This window comes from Micromonospora lupini str. Lupac 08, assembly GCF_000297395.2.
GTDB lineage: Bacteria > Actinomycetota > Actinomycetes > Mycobacteriales > Micromonosporaceae > Micromonospora > Micromonospora lupini.
The window spans coordinates 4984895-5004190 of sequence record NZ_HF570108.1; the positions used below are offsets into that span (position 1 = coordinate 4984895).

The 19296-nt window shown below is 72.6% G+C and carries 16 protein-coding genes; 13 read left to right on the plus strand and 3 right to left on the minus strand.

The features are described from left to right. Positions 1 to 12 precede the first annotated feature (12 nt). Positions 13 to 591 carry a TetR/AcrR family transcriptional regulator gene (locus tag MILUP08_RS23770; RefSeq protein WP_039906534.1) on the minus strand — a complete coding sequence of 193 codons (579 nt, stop codon included), beginning with the start codon at positions 589 to 591 and terminating at the stop codon, positions 13 to 15. A gap of 142 nt (positions 592 to 733) precedes the next feature. On the opposite strand from MILUP08_RS23770, the gene MILUP08_RS23775 reads away from it, so the two are divergent. The 5 genes from MILUP08_RS23775 to MILUP08_RS23795 all read left to right on the plus strand — a co-directional run bounded on the left by MILUP08_RS23775 (position 734) and on the right by MILUP08_RS23795 (position 5202). Next, complete coding sequence (locus MILUP08_RS23775) at positions 734 to 1273, plus strand: ArsR/SmtB family transcription factor (protein WP_007462453.1); 540 nt, start codon at positions 734 to 736, stop codon at positions 1271 to 1273. Beyond that, positions 1270 to 2550, plus strand: a complete 1281-nt coding sequence (locus MILUP08_RS23780; protein ID WP_007462454.1) for an MFS transporter — start codon at positions 1270 to 1272, stop codon at positions 2548 to 2550. Before MILUP08_RS23775 ends, MILUP08_RS23780 begins: the two co-directional genes overlap by 4 nt. 48 nt (positions 2551 to 2598) lie before the next feature. After that, on the plus strand, positions 2599 to 3363 hold the full coding sequence (locus tag MILUP08_RS34010; RefSeq protein ID WP_007462455.1) for a GNAT family N-acetyltransferase: 765 nt from the start codon (positions 2599 to 2601) through the stop codon (positions 3361 to 3363). Positions 3364 to 3496: 133 nt separating this feature from the next. Further along, positions 3497 to 4699 carry a low temperature requirement protein A gene (locus MILUP08_RS23790; RefSeq protein WP_007462456.1) on the plus strand — a complete coding sequence of 401 codons (1203 nt, stop codon included), beginning with the start codon at positions 3497 to 3499 and terminating at the stop codon, positions 4697 to 4699. A gap of 110 nt (positions 4700 to 4809) precedes the next feature. After that, the gene (locus MILUP08_RS23795; RefSeq protein ID WP_007462457.1) at positions 4810 to 5202 is read left to right on the plus strand and encodes a hypothetical protein; all 393 of its coding nucleotides are present in this window, start codon (positions 4810 to 4812) and stop codon (positions 5200 to 5202) included. Between the two features lie 18 nt (positions 5203 to 5220). On the opposite strand, the gene MILUP08_RS23800 is transcribed toward MILUP08_RS23795, so the two are convergent. Then, positions 5221 to 5676, minus strand: coding sequence for a hypothetical protein (locus MILUP08_RS23800; RefSeq protein ID WP_007462458.1), 456 nt, complete (start codon positions 5674 to 5676; stop codon positions 5221 to 5223). Between the two features lie 117 nt (positions 5677 to 5793). Between MILUP08_RS23800 and MILUP08_RS23805 the strand changes: the two genes are divergently transcribed. Both MILUP08_RS23805 and MILUP08_RS23810 read left to right on the plus strand, forming a co-directional pair. After that, positions 5794 to 6249: a MerR family transcriptional regulator gene (locus tag MILUP08_RS23805; RefSeq protein ID WP_007462459.1), complete on the plus strand. Its 456-nt coding sequence runs from the start codon at positions 5794 to 5796 to the stop codon at positions 6247 to 6249. An 18-nt stretch (positions 6250 to 6267) separates the two neighbouring features. Further along, positions 6268 to 7320 (plus strand): NAD-dependent epimerase/dehydratase family protein, encoded by a 1053-nt coding sequence (locus tag MILUP08_RS23810; protein WP_007462460.1) that lies wholly within the window; start codon positions 6268 to 6270, stop codon positions 7318 to 7320. A gap of 32 nt (positions 7321 to 7352) precedes the next feature. Here MILUP08_RS23810 and MILUP08_RS23815 read toward each other — a convergent pair whose 3' ends face one another. Then, entirely contained in the window at positions 7353 to 10061 is a 2709-nt protein-coding gene (locus MILUP08_RS23815) for an MGH1-like glycoside hydrolase domain-containing protein (RefSeq protein ID WP_007462461.1), read from the minus strand. 42 nt (positions 10062 to 10103) lie between these two features. On the opposite strand from MILUP08_RS23815, the gene MILUP08_RS23820 reads away from it, so the two are divergent. From MILUP08_RS23820 to MILUP08_RS23845, 6 genes are all read left to right on the plus strand, one after another. Beyond that, positions 10104 to 12047 carry an amylo-alpha-1,6-glucosidase gene (locus MILUP08_RS23820; protein WP_007462462.1) on the plus strand — a complete coding sequence of 648 codons (1944 nt, stop codon included), beginning with the start codon at positions 10104 to 10106 and terminating at the stop codon, positions 12045 to 12047. 137 nt (positions 12048 to 12184) lie between these two features. Further along, complete coding sequence (locus MILUP08_RS23825; RefSeq protein ID WP_007462463.1) at positions 12185 to 13519, plus strand: glycosyltransferase family 4 protein; 1335 nt, start codon at positions 12185 to 12187, stop codon at positions 13517 to 13519. Between the two features lie 83 nt (positions 13520 to 13602). Then, positions 13603 to 15576, plus strand: coding sequence for a serine/threonine-protein kinase (locus MILUP08_RS36900; protein ID WP_007462464.1), 1974 nt, complete (start codon positions 13603 to 13605; stop codon positions 15574 to 15576). 178 nt (positions 15577 to 15754) lie between these two features. Then, positions 15755 to 17389: a serine/threonine-protein kinase gene (locus MILUP08_RS23835; RefSeq protein ID WP_237747290.1), complete on the plus strand. Its 1635-nt coding sequence runs from the start codon at positions 15755 to 15757 to the stop codon at positions 17387 to 17389. Between the two features lie 102 nt (positions 17390 to 17491). After that, the gene (locus MILUP08_RS23840; RefSeq protein ID WP_007462466.1) at positions 17492 to 18301 is read left to right on the plus strand and encodes a metal-dependent hydrolase; all 810 of its coding nucleotides are present in this window, start codon (positions 17492 to 17494) and stop codon (positions 18299 to 18301) included. Continuing rightward, the gene (locus MILUP08_RS23845; protein WP_007462467.1) at positions 18298 to 19206 is read left to right on the plus strand and encodes an amidohydrolase family protein; all 909 of its coding nucleotides are present in this window, start codon (positions 18298 to 18300) and stop codon (positions 19204 to 19206) included. Before MILUP08_RS23840 ends, MILUP08_RS23845 begins: the two co-directional genes overlap by 4 nt. Positions 19207 to 19296: the final 90 nt, after the last annotated feature.

A 19296-nucleotide genomic window follows, 5' to 3' on the forward strand; every position in this document is an offset into this window, starting at 1 on the left:
CCGCGTCGGTGGTCACGGCCACCGCAGTAGCCGTCGTGCGATCAACGCCTCCCGGTCCTCCTGCCCCTCGGGTCGCAGCCGACCACCCCGGGTGAGCATCACCACGCCGTGCAGCAGGCTCCAGCCCACCTCGGCGAGGGTGTCCGGGTCCCGGCCCGCCGCCAGTGGGGTCAGCGCCGCCCGCAGCTCGGCGAAGACGGCCCGCGGCGCGGCCGGCACGCCATCGACGCCGAGGGCCAGGTCGGGGGTCAGCGCGAGCATCGCGTCATAGACCTCGGGATTCGTGTACGCGAAGTCGAGGTACGCGGTCGCGACCGCCGGCCAGACGCCCTCGGGACTGCCGACGGCCTGACTGTGCGCCTGCGCGAGAGCGGCTGCCAGGTCGGCGAAGGCGCACACGGCGACGGCGGCGAGCAACGCCTCCAGATCCGCGAAGTGCCGGTAGAGGTCGCCGACGTCGACCTCGGCGCGCTCGGCCAACCGTCGGGTGGTCATCCCCGCCCAGCCCTCCGCCTCGGCCAGCTCTCGCGCGACCGAGACGATGAGGTCGCGCCGGTCCTGTTCAGTGGCCTGCTCAGCGGGTCCGGGCACGCCCCCGAGCGTAGAGGCGAACACGTGCCGTGGTCGTCGGCTGACGGATTGGTGACTGGCCGGGCAGGCCCCGCACACACCTTTCACATCCACCACCGCGAACCCCTTGCGCAATGGTCAAGAAACGTTGACCATTGCTCCCATGCCTACCGACGATCTTCCCGAGACGTTTCACGTCACCACCGACGAGCAGCTACGTGCCGTCTCCAATCTCACGCGTCACCGGATCATGGCCATGCTCCGCTTCGAGCCCGCGACGATCACGCAGATCGCCGAGCGGGTGGGCCTGGCGAAGGGGAGTTCCAGCTACCACGTACGCCTGCTGGAGCGGGCTGGCCTCATCACCGTGGTGCGGACGCGCAAGGTCCGGGGCGTCACCGAGCGGTACTACGCCATGGCCGCGCGGTCGATCGTGCTGCCGGATCCGGGCGAGGGAGGGCCGGACATGCTGATGCGGCATGCGGTGGCCGACCTGGAGGCGGCGCCGGCGCAGAGCGAGCGGCACGTACGGATGGCGCACCTGCGGCTCACCGACGAGCAGTTCGCGGAGCTGGGGGCGCGCCTGCAGGCACTGGCGGACGAGTACCGGGAGTTGTCGGATCCGTCGCTGCCGGACGCGTCACTCGTCTTCGCCCTGTTCCACCCGGCCCGGCGCCAGCAGGCCGAAGGGGGTGCCAAGTGACCTCGGACGCACAGAAGTTGCCGACCGGATTCGGACGACTGTGGACCGCGCAGACGGTCTCCTCGCTCGGTGACGGGGTGTCGCGTGCCGCGCTGCCGCTGCTCGCGTTGACGTTGACGCGGGATCCGATGGCGCTCGCCGTCGTCGCGGCCGCGGGGACGCTGCCGTGGCTGCTCTTCGGAGTGCTCGGCGGCGCCCTGGTGGACCGCTGGGACCGCCGGCAGACGATGTGGATCACGGACGCCGCACGTGCGGTGCTGCTCGGGATACCCGCGGCGGCCGCCATGCTCGACGTGCTGAGCATTCCGCTGCTCGCGACAGTCGCCTTCCTGCTCGGCCTCGGCGGGCTCTTCTTCGACACGGCGGCCACGGCCTACCTGCCGGACCTGCTCGGCCGTCACCCCGCGCTCCTGGAGCGCGCCAACTCCCGCCTGCGCGGCGCCCAGACCGCCATGTCCGGCTTCGCGGGGCCACCCGCGGGCAGTGCCCTGCTCGCGCTCGGACGGGCGGTTCCGCTGCTCGCCGACGCGGTGTCGTTCGCGGTCTCCGCACTGCTCGTACGGTCGCTGCCCGCCGTGCCCCGACCCGTGCCGCAGGTCCGTGAGTCGCTGCTGCGGCAGGCGCGCGCCGGCGCCTCGTACGTCTTCCGGGATCGGCTGCTGCTCGGCCTCGCGCTGCGTCCGGCGGTCGGGAACATCGCCTTCCTCGCCGTGGAGACCGTCCTCGCCCTGTTCGCGCACGACCGCCTCGGCATCGACACCTACGGCTTCGGCCTGCTCCTCACCGCAGAGGCCACCGGCGGTCTGCTCGGGGCGGGCATCGCCTCGCAGCTCGGCCGACGACTCGGCACCGGCACCGCACTCACCTGCACAGCCGCCCTCGAAGGGCTCGCCATCCTCGGTCTGGCGGCCGCCCCGAACCCGTACGTAGCCGGTCTCGCGCTCGCCGTCTGCGGCGCGGGCATGGGCGCCACGATGGTGCTCGGCCCCTCCCTCCGGCAGACGATCGTCCCCGCCCACCTGATGGGCCGGGTCGCCTCCACGTCCCGGATGCTCGCCATGTGCGCCGCCCCGCTCGGCGCCTTCCTCGGCGGCTGGCTGGCCACCGCCTACGACGTACGCGCCCCGCTCTACGCCGCCGCGGGCCTCCTCCTCGCCATGACCGCCGTGACGGCGACCATGACCAGCAACCGCCGGGTCGAGGCGGCGCTCCGTGCTTCTTCCGACCGGGAGGGTCCGGCGGAGGACAGCCGCACCGACGTACTGGTCCCTGCCTGATCGACGCACCCACCCGCTCCGACGTCACGACTGCCGGAAAGGCACCAGATGCTCTACTCGACCGCACGCGTCAACGCCGACAGCCCTCACCGCCACATCACCCGACTCGTCTCCCAGCTCGGGCACCCGGCGCCCACCGAACTCGACGAAAGCTTGTCCATCACGTTCGGTGGCGGCACCTGCCTGCTCGTGGCGGCGACGACCCACTTCGACATGATCGTCAAAGCCGGCGAGTCGGACGCCGTCGCGGCGGTGGAGGACACCATCACCCGCGAGCTGCTGCGATTCGGGACCGGGGACGAGCGCACCGTCGACTGGCGGCCCCTGGTGCGACCCGCCACGAGCGGCGACGACGCCGCTCTCCTCGCCCTCGACAGTGCGGCGTGGACCGCCGGGTCGGGTCTCGCCTCCGCCGAGGGCGAGGAGCGAACGGCGTACTTCTCCGAACGGCGCAGGCCCGAGACCCACCTCGTCGCCGCTCTCGGCGACCAGATCGTCGGCGCGGTGAGCACCCACCGGACGACCCCCTTCCCGGAAGGGGCGCACGTCTTCGGCCTGTGGAACCTGGTGGTGGCCCAGCAGGCCCGCCGCAGGAACATCGCCTCGGCCCTGCTCTCGGCCGCCGAACACCGTGCCCGCGCGCAGGGCGCGAAGAAGATCGGCCTGCGCGTCCTGGCGACCAACACCGGCGCGGTACGCCTCTACGAACGGCACGGTTACGCCGTCGAGGGCCGACACGTCGACGAGTTCCTGATCGACGGCGCCTACGTCGACGACATCAGCATGGGCAAGCGCCTGACGCCGCTCTCCTGACGGACGTCGCCGCCGAGGCGTGCGCCGGTCCCCGCCTCCGCGTGCCACGGCCGATCCCTCCCTCGTTAGGCGAGGGGATCACCAGGACGGGAGGGCACGTGGCCGTTGGGCGGCACCGGCCCGTGGCAGGCCGATGAGCGGAAATTCGGGCGTGCCGCTGGTGCGCGGCGAGGCCAGCCTCCAGCGGGCCACCTTCCTGGAACTCTTCCTCGACCTGGTCTTCGTCTTCGCCCTCACCCGGATCTCGGCACGGGTGATCGCCGACTTCACCGACGGCCAGCGCGGGGTGCTCGCCGGTCTCGGGCAGGCCCTCCTGCTGTTCCTGGCCCTGTGGGCGGTCTGGTCGCTGACCGTCTGGTCGACCAGTTGGCTGGACCCGGAGGCGCCGATAGTCCAGACCGTGATCGTTCTGACGATGATCGGCGCCATGACGATGGCCGTCGCGGTGCCCGACGCCTTCGGCGCGCGGGCCGCCCTCTTCGCCATCACCTACGTGAGTCTCCAGATCGGCCGCGTGGTCTACTTCCACGTCGCCGGGCACGGCCGACCGGATCCGCGCCAGACCCTCCGGGTCCTGCTCTGGTTCGGTGTGAGCGCGCCGCTCTGGATCATCGGTGGGTTGGTCGACGACGGCACGGTCCGGGGGCCTCTGTGGACGGTCGCCGTCCTGGTCGACTACGTCGGGCTGTACCTCGGATGGCCGACCCCCCGCATCGGCGCACAACGGATCGGCGGCCGGATGATCGCGGCCGAGCACCTGGCCGAGCGGTACCAGCAGTTCCTCCTCATCGCGATCGGGGAGGCGATCTTCGTGCTCGGGCTGGCGTTCAGCGGCAGCGGGTTCCACGCCGACCAGACGGGCGGCTACGTCCTGGCGCTGGCGACCACCGTGCTGCTCTGGCGGATCTACTTCCACGTCGCGGGCAGGGTGCAGGACGCCGCCGTCAACCACTCCCGCAACGCTCCCCGGCTCGCCACCGAGATGGCGTTCGCTCACCTGATCATGATCGCGGGGATCGTGCTGACCGGCGTCGGCTTCGAACTGTTCATCACCGAGCCACGCGGGCACCTCCCGGCGGCCTGGCTCATCGCCATCCTCGGCGGCCCCGTGCTCTTCCTCGCCGGACGGTCGGCCCTCGAATACCAGGTCTTCGCCCGGGTCTCCCGCTCCCGGCTGGCGGGCCTGCTGGCCCTCGGCCTGCTGGTCCCGGTGACGATCCGCCTCGAGCCACTCACCGCCGGCGCCGCCGCCGCCGTCGTGCTGGCCGCCGTCGCCGTCGGGGACGCGCGACGCTCCCGCCGCCGGCTTGCGGAGACACCCCGGCCCCCGTTCTAGACGAGTACGTCCTAACTCAAGGCGGGGCTGGGTGACTCGGACCCGAGCCCTTCACTAACTGATCACTCCCCCTCCTCCTACGATCGATCTTGACTCGCTACCCTGCCGGCATGACGTCGGAGACCGCGCCGAGGAGACGCCGTACGAAGCGCGTCCTCGTGGCCGTCGCCGTCACGGTGGGCCTGCTGTCGTGCCTGTGGGTCCTGTGGTTCCTGTCGTTGCGCGTGTTCGGCGATGAGGGAGCCCTACCGCCGAAGTCGCGACTACCCGAGGTGCCGGCCGGGGCGAGCGTCGTCGACGAGAGTACGGAATGCGCCTCCGGTGGATGCTGGCGGCAGCTCACCGTGGCACCCGCGGCGGGGCAGACCCCGGAGGACCTGGCACGCGAGATGGGCCTCACCGAGGAGCGGAAACTGCCTCCGACGTTGTTCGACCCCGGGTCCGTCTACGTCGGGGCCCGCGTCGCCGACGGCAGGCTGATCGTGCACGTCGGCTACGAGTGAGAGCCCGACTCCGGGCACTCAGAGGTCGGTAAGCGTCTTGATGTCGTGTTTCTCGAGCAGCGCGGGCAGCGGGTCCGCGAGGCGCCGCCAGATGCGTCCCACCGTGGTCGGCGAGTTCGGTCCCGGCACGTCGTAGGGACCGCCCTGGGGGTAGACCGTCAGGGTGCTCCCCCACAGCCCGGCATCCACCCAGCCCAGGCGGACGATCTCGGCCCAGGCGTACGAGCGCCGCAGGCCACCGCGACCACGGATCAGCAGCCCCACATCGTCGGCGAGCACTGCGTTTCGCCGCACGACGACGGCCACGATGATCGAAGCGGCGGCAGCCGCCAGGATGTTCCAGCCGAACAGGTCGAAGACCACCCCGACGACGATCACCACGACCAGGACCGCGACGGGTATCGCGATCGCGGGCCAGGCCCGGGACTCGCCGAGGACGTGGACCTCACCCACCGGCTGCACCGACTCCCCCACAGCCGTTCACGATAGTGAATGAGTTCCACATTCTCGTCCCCGAGCTGCGGGTCGCTGACGCGTACGTCGCGTCACATCGTTTGACGTGAAGCGCTTGAAGTTGGGGACGCTTCACCCATGGCAGCGACGGCAGCGGGACGAACCGAATTTCCCCTGACCATTCAGGAGATGGCCCAGCGGTCGGGCTTCAGCGAACCGACGCTGCGGTACTACGAGAAGGTCGGCCTGCTCGGCGTGGTGCCACGCGACGACAGCAGCGGCCACCGCCGCTACGACACCCGACTCGCCGAGCGCGTCGACGCCCTGGCCTGCCTGCGCTCGTCCGGGATGAGCGTGGCGGACATGCGCCGGTACCTGACGTTGCTCGCCGAGGGCGACCGCGAGGCTGCCGCCGCGCAGCGCGACCTGTTCGCCCGGCACGCCGAACGGCTGTCCGCCGAGATCGAGCGCCTACGGGTACGCCAGGCGTACATGCGTGGCAAGGCGGACATGTGGGACGCCCGACACCGAGGTGACGCCGCCGCCGAGACCCGCGCGATCGAGCAGGTCGAGCGCGCTCTTCAGGATTTCTGAGAAACGAGGACACGAACAATGTCGAACGACGTTCAGCTCCCCGCCACCGACGACGCGCTCGTGCTGGTGACCGGCGCCACCGGGCACGTCGGCGGGTACTCCGTGGCCAGACTGCTCGACGAGGGCTACCGGGTACGGGTGACCGTCCGCGCGCCGGGCCAGCAGGACGAGGTGCTGGACCGGGTCCGGCGGACCGGCACCAACCCGGACGGCCGGGTCGAGTTCCGGACCGCGGCCCTCTCCGCCGACGAGGGCTGGGCCGAGGCGGCCGAGGGCGCGCGGTACGTGCTGCACCACGCGTCGCCCTTCCCGTTCACCCCGCCCGCGAACGACGACGAGGTGATCCGCCCAGCCCGCGACGGAGCGCTGCGGGTCCTGCGGGCCGCCCGCGAGGCCGGGGTACGGCGGGTCGTGCTGACCTCGTCGTACGCCGCGGTGGGCTACACGGTGAAGGCCGACGGCCGGTACAGCGAGGCGGACTGGACGAACGTGGACGACGACATCCCGGCGTACCACCGGTCGAAGACGCTCGCCGAGCGGGCCGCCTGGGACTACGTCCGGGACAACGGCGGGGTCGAGCTGAGCGTGGTCAACCCGACAGGCATCTTCGGACCGCTGCTGGGCGCACGGATGTCCGCGTCGACCGGGCTGGTGCAGGCGTTCCTCCGGGGCTCGATGCCTGTCGTACCCCGGATGTACTTCGGGGTTGTCGACGTCCGCGACGTCGTGGACCTGCACCTACGCGCGATGCTGCACCCGGCCGCCGCCGGCGAACGGTTCATCGGCGTCGGCGGCCCGTCGATCAGCTTCCTCGACCTGGCGAAAATGCTGGCCCGGCACCTGCCCAGCCTGGCCGACAGGGTGCCGGCCCGGGAACTCACCGACGAGGAGGTCCGCGAGGCCGCGAAGACCGAGCCGGCGCTACGCGACGCGGCCGCCCTGCGGGGCCAGGTGCCGGTGATCAGCAACGACAAGGCGCGCGACGTCCTCGGCTGGCGGCCTCGTCCGGTGGAGACGACCATCACCGACACCGCCGACAGCCTGATCAAGCTCGGCCTGATCACCGCCTGACCGTCCGCGTCCCGCAGATCCGGGTACGACGGTCAGCGGCGCAGCGTGAGGATCAGGTCGGCGATCAGGGCCGTCCAGCCGGTCTGGTGCCAGGCGCCCAGACCGGCGCCGTTGTCGCCGTGGAAGTACTCCGGGAACGAGATCAGGTCGCGCCAGTCCGGGTGGGTCTGGAACAACTGCGCAGCCCCGTAGATAGGTCGGCGGCCCCAGTCGTCCTGGGTGAACAGCGAGATCAACCGGGCCGACAGGTCGTCGGCGATCTCGTCCAGCGAGCGTTTCACCCCGGAGCGGGTCGGATACTCCACCTGCAGGTCGTCGCCGAAGAACGCCGCGTAGTCGCGCAGCGCGCTGATCAGCAGGAAGTTCGTCGGCATCCAGATCGGCCCGCGCCAGTTCGAGTTGCCGCCGAACAGGCCGCTTGTCGACTCGGCCGGTTCGTAGCCGACGGAGAACTCCTGCCCGCCGAGCGTGACCGAGAAGGGCTTGTCCAGGTGCGCGCGGGACAGCGTCCGCAGGCCGAAGTCGGAGAGGAACTCGTCGGGGTCGAGCATCCGCGCGAGCAGCCGGACCACCTGCTCCTGGCCGACCATGGACAGCAGCCGTTGCTGGCGGCCGTCCGGGCCGAGTCGGCGGGTGCCGATCACCTGGGCGTACTCCGGTCGGTTGGTGAGGAACCAGCGCAGCCGGGCGCCCAGCTCCGGCAGCCGGTGCAGGGTCTTGGCGGTGAGGCGGGTGGTGGCGGCCAGCGGCAGCAGCCCGACCACCGAGCGGACCTTCAGCGGCACCTTCGTGCCGTCGGCGAGGCGCAGCACGTCGTAGAAGAAGGCGTCCTCGTCGTCCCACAGCCCCTGCTCGTACGCGGCGGCGGCGATGTAGAGGAAGTGCTCGAAGAACTTCGTGGCGGTGTCGACCCACGTCCGGTCGTGCTCGGCCAGCACGATGGCCATGTCGAGCAGGTTGAGGGCGTACATGGCCATCCAGCCGGTGCCGTCGGACTGCTCCAGCACCCCGGCCACCGGCAGCGCCGCCGAGCGGTCGAACGGCCCCACGTTGTCCAGCCCGAGGAAGCCACCCTCGAAGACGTTGTTGCCGCCGGTGTCCTTGCGGTTGACCCACCAGGTGAAGTTGAGCAGCAGCTTGTGCATCACCCGGCCCAGGAACTCGAAGTCCCGGCCGCCGTCGATCTCGAACACCTTGAGCGCCGCCCAGGCGTGCACCGGCGGGTTCACGTCGCCGAACGCCCACTCGTACGCCGGGATCTGCCCGTTGGGGTGCAGGTACCACTCGCGCAGCAGGAGCAGGATCTGCTCCTTGGCGAAGCCCGGGTCGACCCGGGCGATGCTCACGCAGTGGAAGGCCAGGTCCCAGGCCGCGTACCAGGGGTACTCCCAGGGGTCGGGCATGGAGATGACGTCGAAGCTGGTCATGTGCCACCAGGCGCTGTTGCGCCCGTGCCGACGCCCGGCCGGCGGGGGCGACGAGCCCGGGTCGCCGTCCAGCCAGCGTTTGACGTCGAAGTGGTAGAACTGCTTGCCCCACATCAGCCCGGCGATGGCCTGCCGCGCCACCAGCGCCTCGTCCGCCGTCGCGGCCTCCGGGATCACGCCGGCGAAGAAGCGGTTCGCCTCGGCCCGCCGGGCCCACACCACGGCCTCGAAGCCGTCGCGGAGGTCGGCCGGGGGCGGCGGGGCGGCGGCCGGCGGGGAGGCGGTACGGGTCAGCCGCAGCCGGATCTGGCGCTGCCCACCGGCCGGCACGTCGAGCACGTAGTGCAGCGCGCCCTTGGTGCCCTCGCGGGCCGGGTTGACAGTCGGGGCGCCGTTGACCACGTGGTCGTTGATGCCGTCCTTCGGGTACGGGGAGCGGCCGGGCAGCCCCCACAGCCGTTCGGCGTTGGTGTCGTTGTCGCAGAGCAGCGGCACCGGGCCGCCGTCGCCCTCCAACAGCAGTTGGCCGAGCACCCGGTGCTCACCGACCAGCCGGGTGCCCTCCCCGGTCAACCGGGGGATCCGGTCGCCGCCGGGCAGGCCCCAGGCCCACGTGTTGCGGAACCACAGGGTGGGCAGCACGTGCAGGGTCGCCGCCCGGTCACCCCGGTTGGCCACTGTCACCACGATGCACAGGTCGGTCGGTGACGCCTTGGCGTAGTCGACGGTCACCGCCCAGTACCTGTCGTCGTCGAAGATCCCGGTGTCCACCAGCTCGTACTCGGTGTCGTCCCGGCCGCGCAGCGCGTTCACCGCGACGAGTTCGTCGTACGGGAAGGCGGCCTGCGGGTAGTGGTAGCGCCAGCGCATCCAGGAGTGGGTGGGCGTGGAGTCCTCGTACCACCAGTACTCCTTGGCGTCCTCCCCGTGGTTGCCACTGTCGCCGCCGAGGCCGAACATCCGCTCCTTGAGGATCGGGTCCCTGCCGTTCCACAGCGCCAGGGCGAAGGCGAAGGTCTGTCGGTCGTCGCAGACGCCTGCCATCCCGTCTTCGTTCCAGCGGTAGGCTCTGGACCGCGCATGGTCGTGCGGGAAGTAGTCCCACGCCGTACCGTGCTCGCTGTAGTCCTCCCGTACCGTCCCCCACGCCCGTTCGGACAGATAGGGACCCCATGCGCGCCAGTCCTGCTCCCCCGAGTCGGCCTGGGCGAGCCGGAGCCGCTCAGCGTCGGGTGGCGAGGCGTCGGAGGACGAGCGGTCATTGATCACGTGCACATCTTTGACGCCGCCGCGGTGCTTGACCACAGCGGCCATTCTCGTCGTGGCGTGTTACACCTCGGCGGCGGTGGAGGAAAGTTGATCGACATTCACTTCGGTCCGCAGGTCTGCGGCGATCTGACCAGCGCGTCCAGCCGGGAGTGGCTGGTGCCCGACGGCCTCGGCGGGTACGCGATGGGCACCGTCGGCGGGCTGCGGACCCGCCGCTACCACGGTCTGCTGGTCGTGCCCGGCGAAACTCCCGCGTCCCGCCAGGTGGGACTCGTCAGCCTCGACCCGACTGTCACCCTGCCGTCCGGCGCGCGGGTCCGGCTCGGCGCCCACGAGTGGTCCTCGGGCGACGTCGACCCGCGCGGCTTCGAGCTGCTGGAGCGCTTCGACCTGGTCGACGGGCTCCCCCGCTGGCGGTGGCGGATCGGCGGGGTGGTGATCGAGCGGGAGCTGGCCATGCTGCCCGGCCGCTCCTGCGTGGCGGTCGTGCACCGGCTGGTCGCCGGCGGTCCGGTCCGGCTGGAGCTGTCGGCGGCGTGCACCTGGCGCGACGCGCACGGCGAGCGGCGGGCCGACGGCCCGACGCCGCAGGTCGAGGCCGTCGCCGACGGCGCGGTGGTCGAGGGCGCGTACCGGCTCGCCGGGCCCGGCTGGGCGCCGGAGGGGCAGTGGTGGCTGGGCGTGCACCACCGCGAGGAGGCCGTCCGGGGTCTGCACCCGGACGAGGACGTCTGGTACGCGGGCCGCTTCGCCGGCGAGCTGGAACGCCCCGGTGACACGGTGTCGGTGCGGGCCTGGGCGGGTCGGCTGGACGAGGAGCCGCCGCCGGCCGCCGAGATCGTGGCGACGGCCCGGCGACGCAACCGGCAGGTGGTGGCCGCGGCGAAGCCGGCCGACGAGGTGGACGCGACGCTCGCGCTGGCCGCCGACGCGTTCGTGGTACGTCCCGGCGGCGCGGCGGTCGACGTGGTGGCCGGTTATCCGTGGTTCGGCGCCTGGTCGCGGGACACGATGATCTCGTACGAGGGGTTGTTCCTCTGCACCCGTCGGGCCGCCGAGGGGCGCGAGCTGCTGCGGGCGTACGCGGCGACGCTGTCCGAGGGGATGCTCGCCAACACGGCCGACACCGGCCGGGTGGAGTACAACACCGTCGACGGCACGCTGTGGTTCCTGCACGCGGTGAGCCGGCACGTGACGGTCACCGGCGACACCGATCTCGGTGACGAGCTGCTGCCGGCGCTGCGCACTGTCGTCGACGCGCACGTGGCCGGCACCCGGTACGGCATCGCCGTCGATCCGGCGGACGGGCTGCTCACCCAGGGCGCCCCGGGCGCCGCCCTGACCTGGATGGACGCCCGCGTGTACGGGGTGCCGGTCACCCCCCGCACGGGCAAGCCGGTCGAGGTCAACGCGTTGTGGATCAACGGGCTGGCCGGTCTCGCCGAGCTGACCGAGCTGGCCGGGCAGGATGCGGCCGAGCTGTGGCGGCGGCACGCGCAGGCGACCGCGTCGTTCCGGGACCGCTACCCGGCCCCGACCGGCTGGCTGCACGACGTGCTGGACGCGCCGGCTCCGGCGTACCCGCTGGGTGGGGCGGCCCTGCACGACGACGACGCCCTGCGCCCCAACCAGTTGCTGGCCTGGTCGTTGCCGTTCGCGCCGCTGGAGCCGGACGAGCCGACGCTGCGCCGCATCGCGACCGGGCTGCTCACCCCGCTCGGGCCGCGCAGTCTCGCCCCGGATTCCCCCGAGTTCGTGGCCCGACACCGGGGTGGCCCGGCCGAGCGGGACGGCGGCTACCACCAGGGCACGGTGTGGCCGTGGCTGCTCGGGCCGTACGTGGATGCCGCCCGTCGGGGCAAGATGTCGGTCGATGACGCATTGATCGGCATAGAGTCCCATCTGACCGAATATGGGCTAGGATCGGTAAGTGAGACGGCCGACGGCGTCGCGCCGCACTCCGCGACCGGCTGCCCGTTCCAGGCGTGGTCGGTGGCCGAGCTGCTGCGGGTACGCCGAAAGGGCCAGTAGCGCTTTACACGACCGCAACGGCGGTGTCTCCGCTGGTTATCTCGGCCCCGGCAGGATTGGCCCCGATCCAGACGCGACGGCGACATCGACTCCGGTGTCGGTCGGCGCGCGCCCGGGGACAACTCAAAGGGGGCCGCATGTCACCCGACGCCCACGTGATCGACATCCACCCCGCCCGTCAGCTGCGGGTGCTGATGCTGTCCTGGGAATATCCGCCGGTGCTCGTCGGCGGCCTGGGCCGCCACGTGCACGCGCTCTCCGTCGCCCTCGCCGCCGCCGGCCACGACGTCACGGTCGTCACCCGCCACGCCGAGGGCGCACCCCTGGAGGAGTACGCCGACGGCGTGCGCATCCTGCGCGCACCCGAAGACCCCGTCACCTTCCCCCTCGCCACCGGCTCCCTGCTCGCCTGGACGATGGCCTTCAACCACACCCTCACCCGCACCGCCCTACGCGCCACCCAGGCCGGCAGCTACGACGTCATCCACGCCCACGACTGGCTCGTCGCCCACACCGCGACCACAGTCGCCGAACACCTCGACCTGCCGCTGGTCACGACCATCCACGCGACCGAGGCGGGCCGGCACCAGGGCTGGCTGCCCGAGGAGATGAACCGCACCATCCACGGCGTCGAGCACTGGCTCAGCGGCTCCTCCACCCGGGTGATCACCTGTTCGGGTTACATGCGCGACCAGGTCACCGCGCTGTTCGACGTACCGGCCGGACTGGTCGACGTGGTCCCCAACGGGGTCGACGACCGGGCCTGGCGGGCCCGCCCGCGCGCGGTCGCCTCGGCCCGCGCACGGTTCGCCGCGGACGGCCCCCTCGTCGGGTACGCGGGACGCCTGGTCTACGAGAAGGGCGTGCAGCACCTCGTGCACGCGGTGCCCCGACTGCGCGAGCGGCACCCCGGGCTGCGCGTGGTGATCGCCGGCGACGGCCCGTACCGCCCCGAGTTGGAAGCTCAGGCCCGTCGCCTGGCGCTCGGCTCGACAGTCCGCTTCACCGGCTTCCTCGACGCCACCCAACTGCCGGCGGTGCTCGGTGCCACCGACGCGACGGTGGTGCCCAGCCTCTACGAGCCGTTCGGCATGGTGGCCCTGGAAGCGGCGGCCGCCGGGGCGCCCCTCGCCGTGGCCCGTACCGGCGGCCTCGCCGAGATCGTCGAACCCGGCGTGACAGGCGTGACGTTCCCGCACAGCGACCCGGCGGCCCTCGCGGGCGCGGTCGACCAACTGCTCGGCGACGAGGTCTTCGCCAGGCGGGTGGCCCGACGGGCCCGCACCATGGTCGGCGAGCGGTACGGCTGGGCCACAATCGCGGCCCGCACCGCCGCCACCTACGCCACCGCCCGTCGCGAACACGGCCCGCTCCAGGCCCGCCGGGCCGCCGCCCGACTGGCCGGCGGGCGTGACCGGATCGCCATCCCCGAGGGCAATCTGCTGGCTGCCGCCGACCACGCCGCCTGCTGAGCAAAGTCGGACGACCGATAGGTGACTTCCGATCCGCTGGTTAGGGTGTACCCCGGACAGCGGCTGAGGAGGAGCGTGCGCAGGTGCTGATCGCCGGTCGGTACCAGCTGCTCGACCTGGTGGGTCGCGGAGGCATGGGTCGGGTGTGGCGAGCGCGCGACGAGATGCTGCACCGCGAGGTCGCGGTCAAGGAAGTCGTACCGCCGAGTTGGTTGGCCGACCACGAGCGGGCCGAGCTGCGCTCGCGCACGCTGCGCGAGGCGCGCGCCGCGGCCCGGCTCAACCACCCCGCCGTGGTCCGGCTCTACGACGTCGTTCCGGTCGAGGGCAGCCCGTGGATCGTGATGGAGTACGTCCCGTCGCGCACCCTGCAGGACGTCATCGACGCCGAGGGGCCGCTGGCGCCGGCCCGCGCCGCCCGGATCGGCCTGGCCCTGCTCGGCGCGCTGGAGGCGGCGCACACGGCCGGAGTGCTGCACCGCGACGTCAAACCCCAGAACGTGCTCGTCGCCCACGACGGCCGGGTGATGCTCGCCGACTTCGGGCTGGCCACCTTCGACGGCGGGGACGGCGCGATGACCCGCCCCGGGATGGTGCTGGGCTCTCCGCAGTACGTCGCCCCGGAGCGGGCCGCCGAGGGGGTGTCCACGGTGGCCGCCGACCTGTGGTCACTCGGGGCCACCCTGCACGCCGCCGTGGAGGGCCGCTCCCCGTACGCCCGTAGCAACGCGATGGCCACGCTCAGCGCCCTGGCCGCGGGCCCACCGGACCCGGCCCCGCACGCCGGAGCGCTCGCGCCCGTGCTCGCCGGGCTGCTGCGCCGCGACCCGAGCGACCGCCTCGACCACGACGAAGCCCGCCGGCTGCTCACCGCCGCCGCGACCGGGCAGCCCAGCCCACCGGCGCACTCGCCGGAAGCCGCAGCCGACGCCCCGACCTCGTTCGCGGGCGCGACGGGCCCCGCGGTCTCGGCACGCTCCACAGGCTTCGCAGGCCCGACAGGCTTCGCAGGCCCGACCGGCTCCTCCGTCGAGAGGGTGTCCGCCTCCGGGGAACCGGCCGGCCAGGACGTCACCGTCTCGCTTCCCGAGCCCGACCCGACCGCCGGCACCGACGGCAGCGGGGCAGTTCCACCTGGGAACGCGTCGACCGGCGCCCGCCCGAGCGCCGAACCGGGCGTCGGGGCCTCGGCGGAGGCGACAGCCCCCACCCCGGCAGCGTCCGAGCAACCGGGCGAGCGACCGGTCGGGCGACTGAGCGGGAGACTGGGCGGGCGGCCCACGGCGCGGCGGGCGGCGCTGGCCGTCGTCGCGCTGCTCGTGGCCGCCGCCGCTGGCGTGGGCACCGCGCTGGCCGTCGCCGGTGACGCCCCGACCGACACCGCAGCGCGGTCCACCGCGTCACACGCGAATAGTCCGAACGACGGCGGCAGCCCGGACGGGGGCCACGGCGATGACCGGGGCGGCCCGTACGGCGGTGGCGGGCCCGGCGGCCCGTACGGCGGCGGTGGCCCCGGCCGGCCCGGCCCGCCGCCGAACGGCCGCGACGTGCCCCCGCCGCCGTTCCCCTGCGTCCATCCGGACGTCGCGGGTCCGCCGGTCTCGGCCGGAGCACCCGGTCCGGGTGAGCGGTTCCGGCCGCCCCCGGGGTGGGTCTGGCACGCCGACAGCACCGGCTTCCGGGTGTCCGTGCCGGCGAGCTGGCACTACTCGCGCGAAGGCGCGGTGACCTGCTTCCAGGACCCGGCCACCGGCCGGGCGTTGAGTGTCGCGCAGGATGGCACGGCCGACCCGCTGACCAGACTGCGGTCGGCCCGCGACGACGCGGCCGGCCACGGCGCGCTGCCGGGCTACGACGAGATCCGGCTCGCCGCGGGCGGCGGCGGCGCGGAGTGGGAGTGCCGGTGGACGGCCCCGTACGGTCCGGTGCTGCACGCCCGGCAACAGGTCCTCGCGGACAAGCGCTGGACACTGGGGTGGATCACCGACGACAGGGACTGGACGGCTGCCGGCGCGGACTGGACGGCAGTGCGAGACAGTTTCCGACCACCCCGCTGACCTGCGCCGTATGGCCCTGATCGGCCCTCCGTCCGGCGTGGATCGAGGCCGCTCAGCGGATGAGAAAAACAGCGTTGGTGGCTATCGTGTAACTCGGGGTGACCGAGGGGGAGCGGCGGTGCAGCAGTTGCTGATCGCGGGTCGGTACCGGCTGCTCGACCTGGTCGGCACCGGCGGGATGGGCCGGGTGTGGCTGGCCCGTGACGAGATGCTGCACCGGGACGTGGCGGTGAAGGAGGTCGTGCCGCCGGCCTGGCTGGCCGAGTCCGAACGCGCGGAACTACGACTGCGGACGCTGCGCGAGGCGCGCACCGCCGCGCGGCTCAACCACCCCAACGTCGTGCGTCTCTACGACGTGGTGCACCACGGGGAGAACCCGTGGATCGTGATGGAGTACGTGGCGTCCCGGTCGGTGCAGCAGATCATCAACGCCGAGGGCCCACTGAGTCCACAACGTACCGCCCGGATCGGGCTGGCCGTGCTCGCGGCGTTACGGGCGGCGCACACCGCAGGTGTGTTGCACCGCGACGTGAAGCCGCACAACGTGCTGGTCGCCGACGACGGGCGGGTGGTGCTCACCGACTTCGGACTGGCGACCTTCGACGGCGGCGACGGGGCGATGACAGGTCCCGGCCTGGTGCTCGGCTCGCCGCAGTTCGTCGCACCGGAGCGGGCCCGCGAAGGCGTGTCGGATCCACGTACCGACCTGTGGTCGCTGGGCGCGACGCTCTACGCCACTGTCGAGGGGCAGTCCCCGTACGCCCGGTCCAGCGCGATGGCGACGTTGAGCGCGCTGGCCACCGAACCGCCGGATCCGATGCGTCGGGCCGGCCCGTTGCGTCCGGTGATCACCGGCCTGTTGCAGCGCGATCCCTGGCGGCGGTTGACAGCCCTGGAGACCGAGCCGCTGCTGCGCGCCGCGGCCGCCGACCACGACCGGCCGGCCGAGCCGGCCGGGCCGGCCGCTTCCTCCGCGGTGGCGGCGGTCCGCAGCGCGGGCCGTTCCGCGGTGTCCGTTCGGGGCGGCCAGGCCGGTCCGCCGGACGACGCGCCGCCGACCCGCCCACCGGTGACACGCCCGGCCACCCGCCCACCGGACGACGCGCCGCCGGCCCGCCCACCGGTGACACGCCCGGCCGGCCGACGCGGCCGGCTGATCGCGCTGGGTGGCGCGGCGACGGCCGCCGTCCTGCTCGTCGCCGGGGGTGTCACGGCGGTGCTGCTCACTCGCCATGACGATCTGACGCCGCCGTCCGGCGCCGGAGGAGGCGCGACCGCCACCCGACCGGCCGCGTTCGCCTGCGCGGCGGCTCCGCCGCCGACGGCCACCCCGGTGCCGTCGGTGTCGCCGCCCGTCGACGCGCGGTACGGGCTGCGGGACGGTTGGACCTGGCACCTCGACCCGAGCGGCTTCCGCATCGCGGCGCCGGTGGGCTGGGCACGCTGGACCGAAGGGGCGGTGACCTGCTTCCGGGAGCCCAGCGGGGCTCGGGTGCTCAGCGTCGAGGCGGGGGCGCCGCGGGCCGATCCGGTGGCGCACTGGAAGGCCGAGGAGAAGCGGCTCGTCGGCGGCGACGCCCTGCCGGGCTACCGCAAGCTGGACATCTCGGCGCTCGACGTCTTCGACGGCGGGGCCCTCTGGGAGTGCAGTTGGGAGAACGCCGCCGGTGAGCGGGTGCACAGCATCCGGCTGCTCGCCAACACCTCGGCCGGGCGCGCCTACACCGTCTCGTGGTTGACAAAAGAGTTCGACTGGCAGGTCAACGCGGCATACTTCGTGATGATCCGGCAGAGCTTCACGCCCACCCTCTGACACTGTCCGATGTGGACGCTCCGACTGACGCCCCTGCGACACCGGCGCTGGCTACAGTGGCGTAGTTTTGGCGCTCAAGATCCCTGGGGAGGGTGAGCCGAGATGATGGGACCGTCGCACGCGCTGTCCGGCGCGGCGGTATGGCTGGCCGGGTCCTGGGCGCTGGACCAGTTCGCCGACTACCACCAGTCGCCCCTGGCGCTGGCGGTGGGTACGGCGGTGTGCGCGGGTGGGGCGCTCTTTCCCGACCTCGACCTGTCCGGCAAGGTGACCCGCAACCAGGGTGGCGCCACCGTCGCCCGTACGTTCGGGGTGTTCTCGCTCTTCGTCGCCGAGGTGATGGAGAAGATCTCGCTCGGGGTCTACTACGCGACGAAACTCAGCAAGGATCCACGCCGCAACAACGGGCACCGGACGCTCACCCACACGCTTCCGTTCACGCTGCTTGTCGGCTGGGGCACCACCGCGCTCTGCGCCGCGTACGGCAAGTGGGCGGTGATCACGATCCTGTTCTTCATGTTCGGCCTCGCCCTGCGCGGCCTCTTCGACGAGTGGGCCGAGCGGGCCGGCTGGGTGATCGTGACGCTCGCCTCGGCCGGGGCGGCCTGGTTCACCTTCGCCAACCTGCCGGGTGGCCGGGGCTATCCACTGATCGGCACGGCCGTCGGGGTGGGCTGCTTCGTGCACATCCTCGGCGACATGATCACCAGAGCCGGGGTGCCGATCCTCTGGCCGATCCCGATCCGCCGTCGCATGTGGACGATGATCGGCCTGCCCAACAGCATCGCGCTGCGGACCGGCAGCAAGACCGAGGTGGTCGTCCTGCGTGCCGTCCTGACCGTCGTGTCGGTGCTCGCCACCGCCGGCCTGATCGCCCCATCGGTGCTGCAGCGGTTCAACATCGACATATGACCGATCCCGCGCCACCGTCACCTCCGGCCGAGGACGCGCGGGTGCCGGAGTTCTGGGGCGCGCTCGGGCTGCCCGGCCTGGCGGACGTGCACGTGCACTTCCTGCCGCCGAGGCTGCTACGCCGGGTGTGGGAGTACTTCGACGCCGCCGGGCCGCTGGTGGGCACCGAGTGGCCGATCCGCTACCGGTGGAGCGACGCCTACCGCGTCGCCCACCTGCGCCACCTCGGGGTACGGGCGTTCAGCGCGCTGGCGTACGCCCACCGACCCGGCATGGCGGCCGACCTGAACCGCTGGACGCTGCGGTTCGCCCGGGACACCCCGGGCTGCCTGCCCTCGGCCACCTTCTTCCCCGAGCCCGGTGTCGCCGCGTACGTCGATGACGCGCTGACCGACGGGGCGCGGCTGTTCAAGGTGCACGTGCAGGTCGGCGGCTTCTCCCCCACCGATCCGGCGTTGGACGAGGTGTGGGGGACGCTCGCCGACGCGGGCGTGCCGGTGGTCGTGCACGCCGGACACGCTCCGGTGGGGACGACGCACACCGGGCCCACCCCGTTCGCCGACCTGCTCGCCCGCCATCCCCGCCTGGTCGCCGTGGTGGCGCACCTCGGCGCCCCGGACTACCGGGCGTTCCTCGACCTCGCCGAGGCGTACGAGCGGGTCCGGCTGGACACCACCATGGCGTTCACGCCGTTCTTCGACCGGTTCGTGCCCTTTCCCGCCGACGAGTTGCCCCGACTGCGCGACCTGGGCCTCGCCGGCAAGGTGCTGCTCGGCAGCGACTTCCCCAACATCCCCTACCCGTACGCCGACCAGCTGACCGGGCTGGCCCGGCTGGACCTGGGCGACGACTGGCTCCGCGCGGTGTGCTGGAACAACGCCGCCACCCTGTTCGACCTGCCCTGAACTCCCACCCGCGGGAGCGCGTTTCGGCGGCTCGTCGAGAGGGCTTCGGGGCGCGCGGCGGTGCGGTCGAGGGGTCGGACTTGTTTTCGA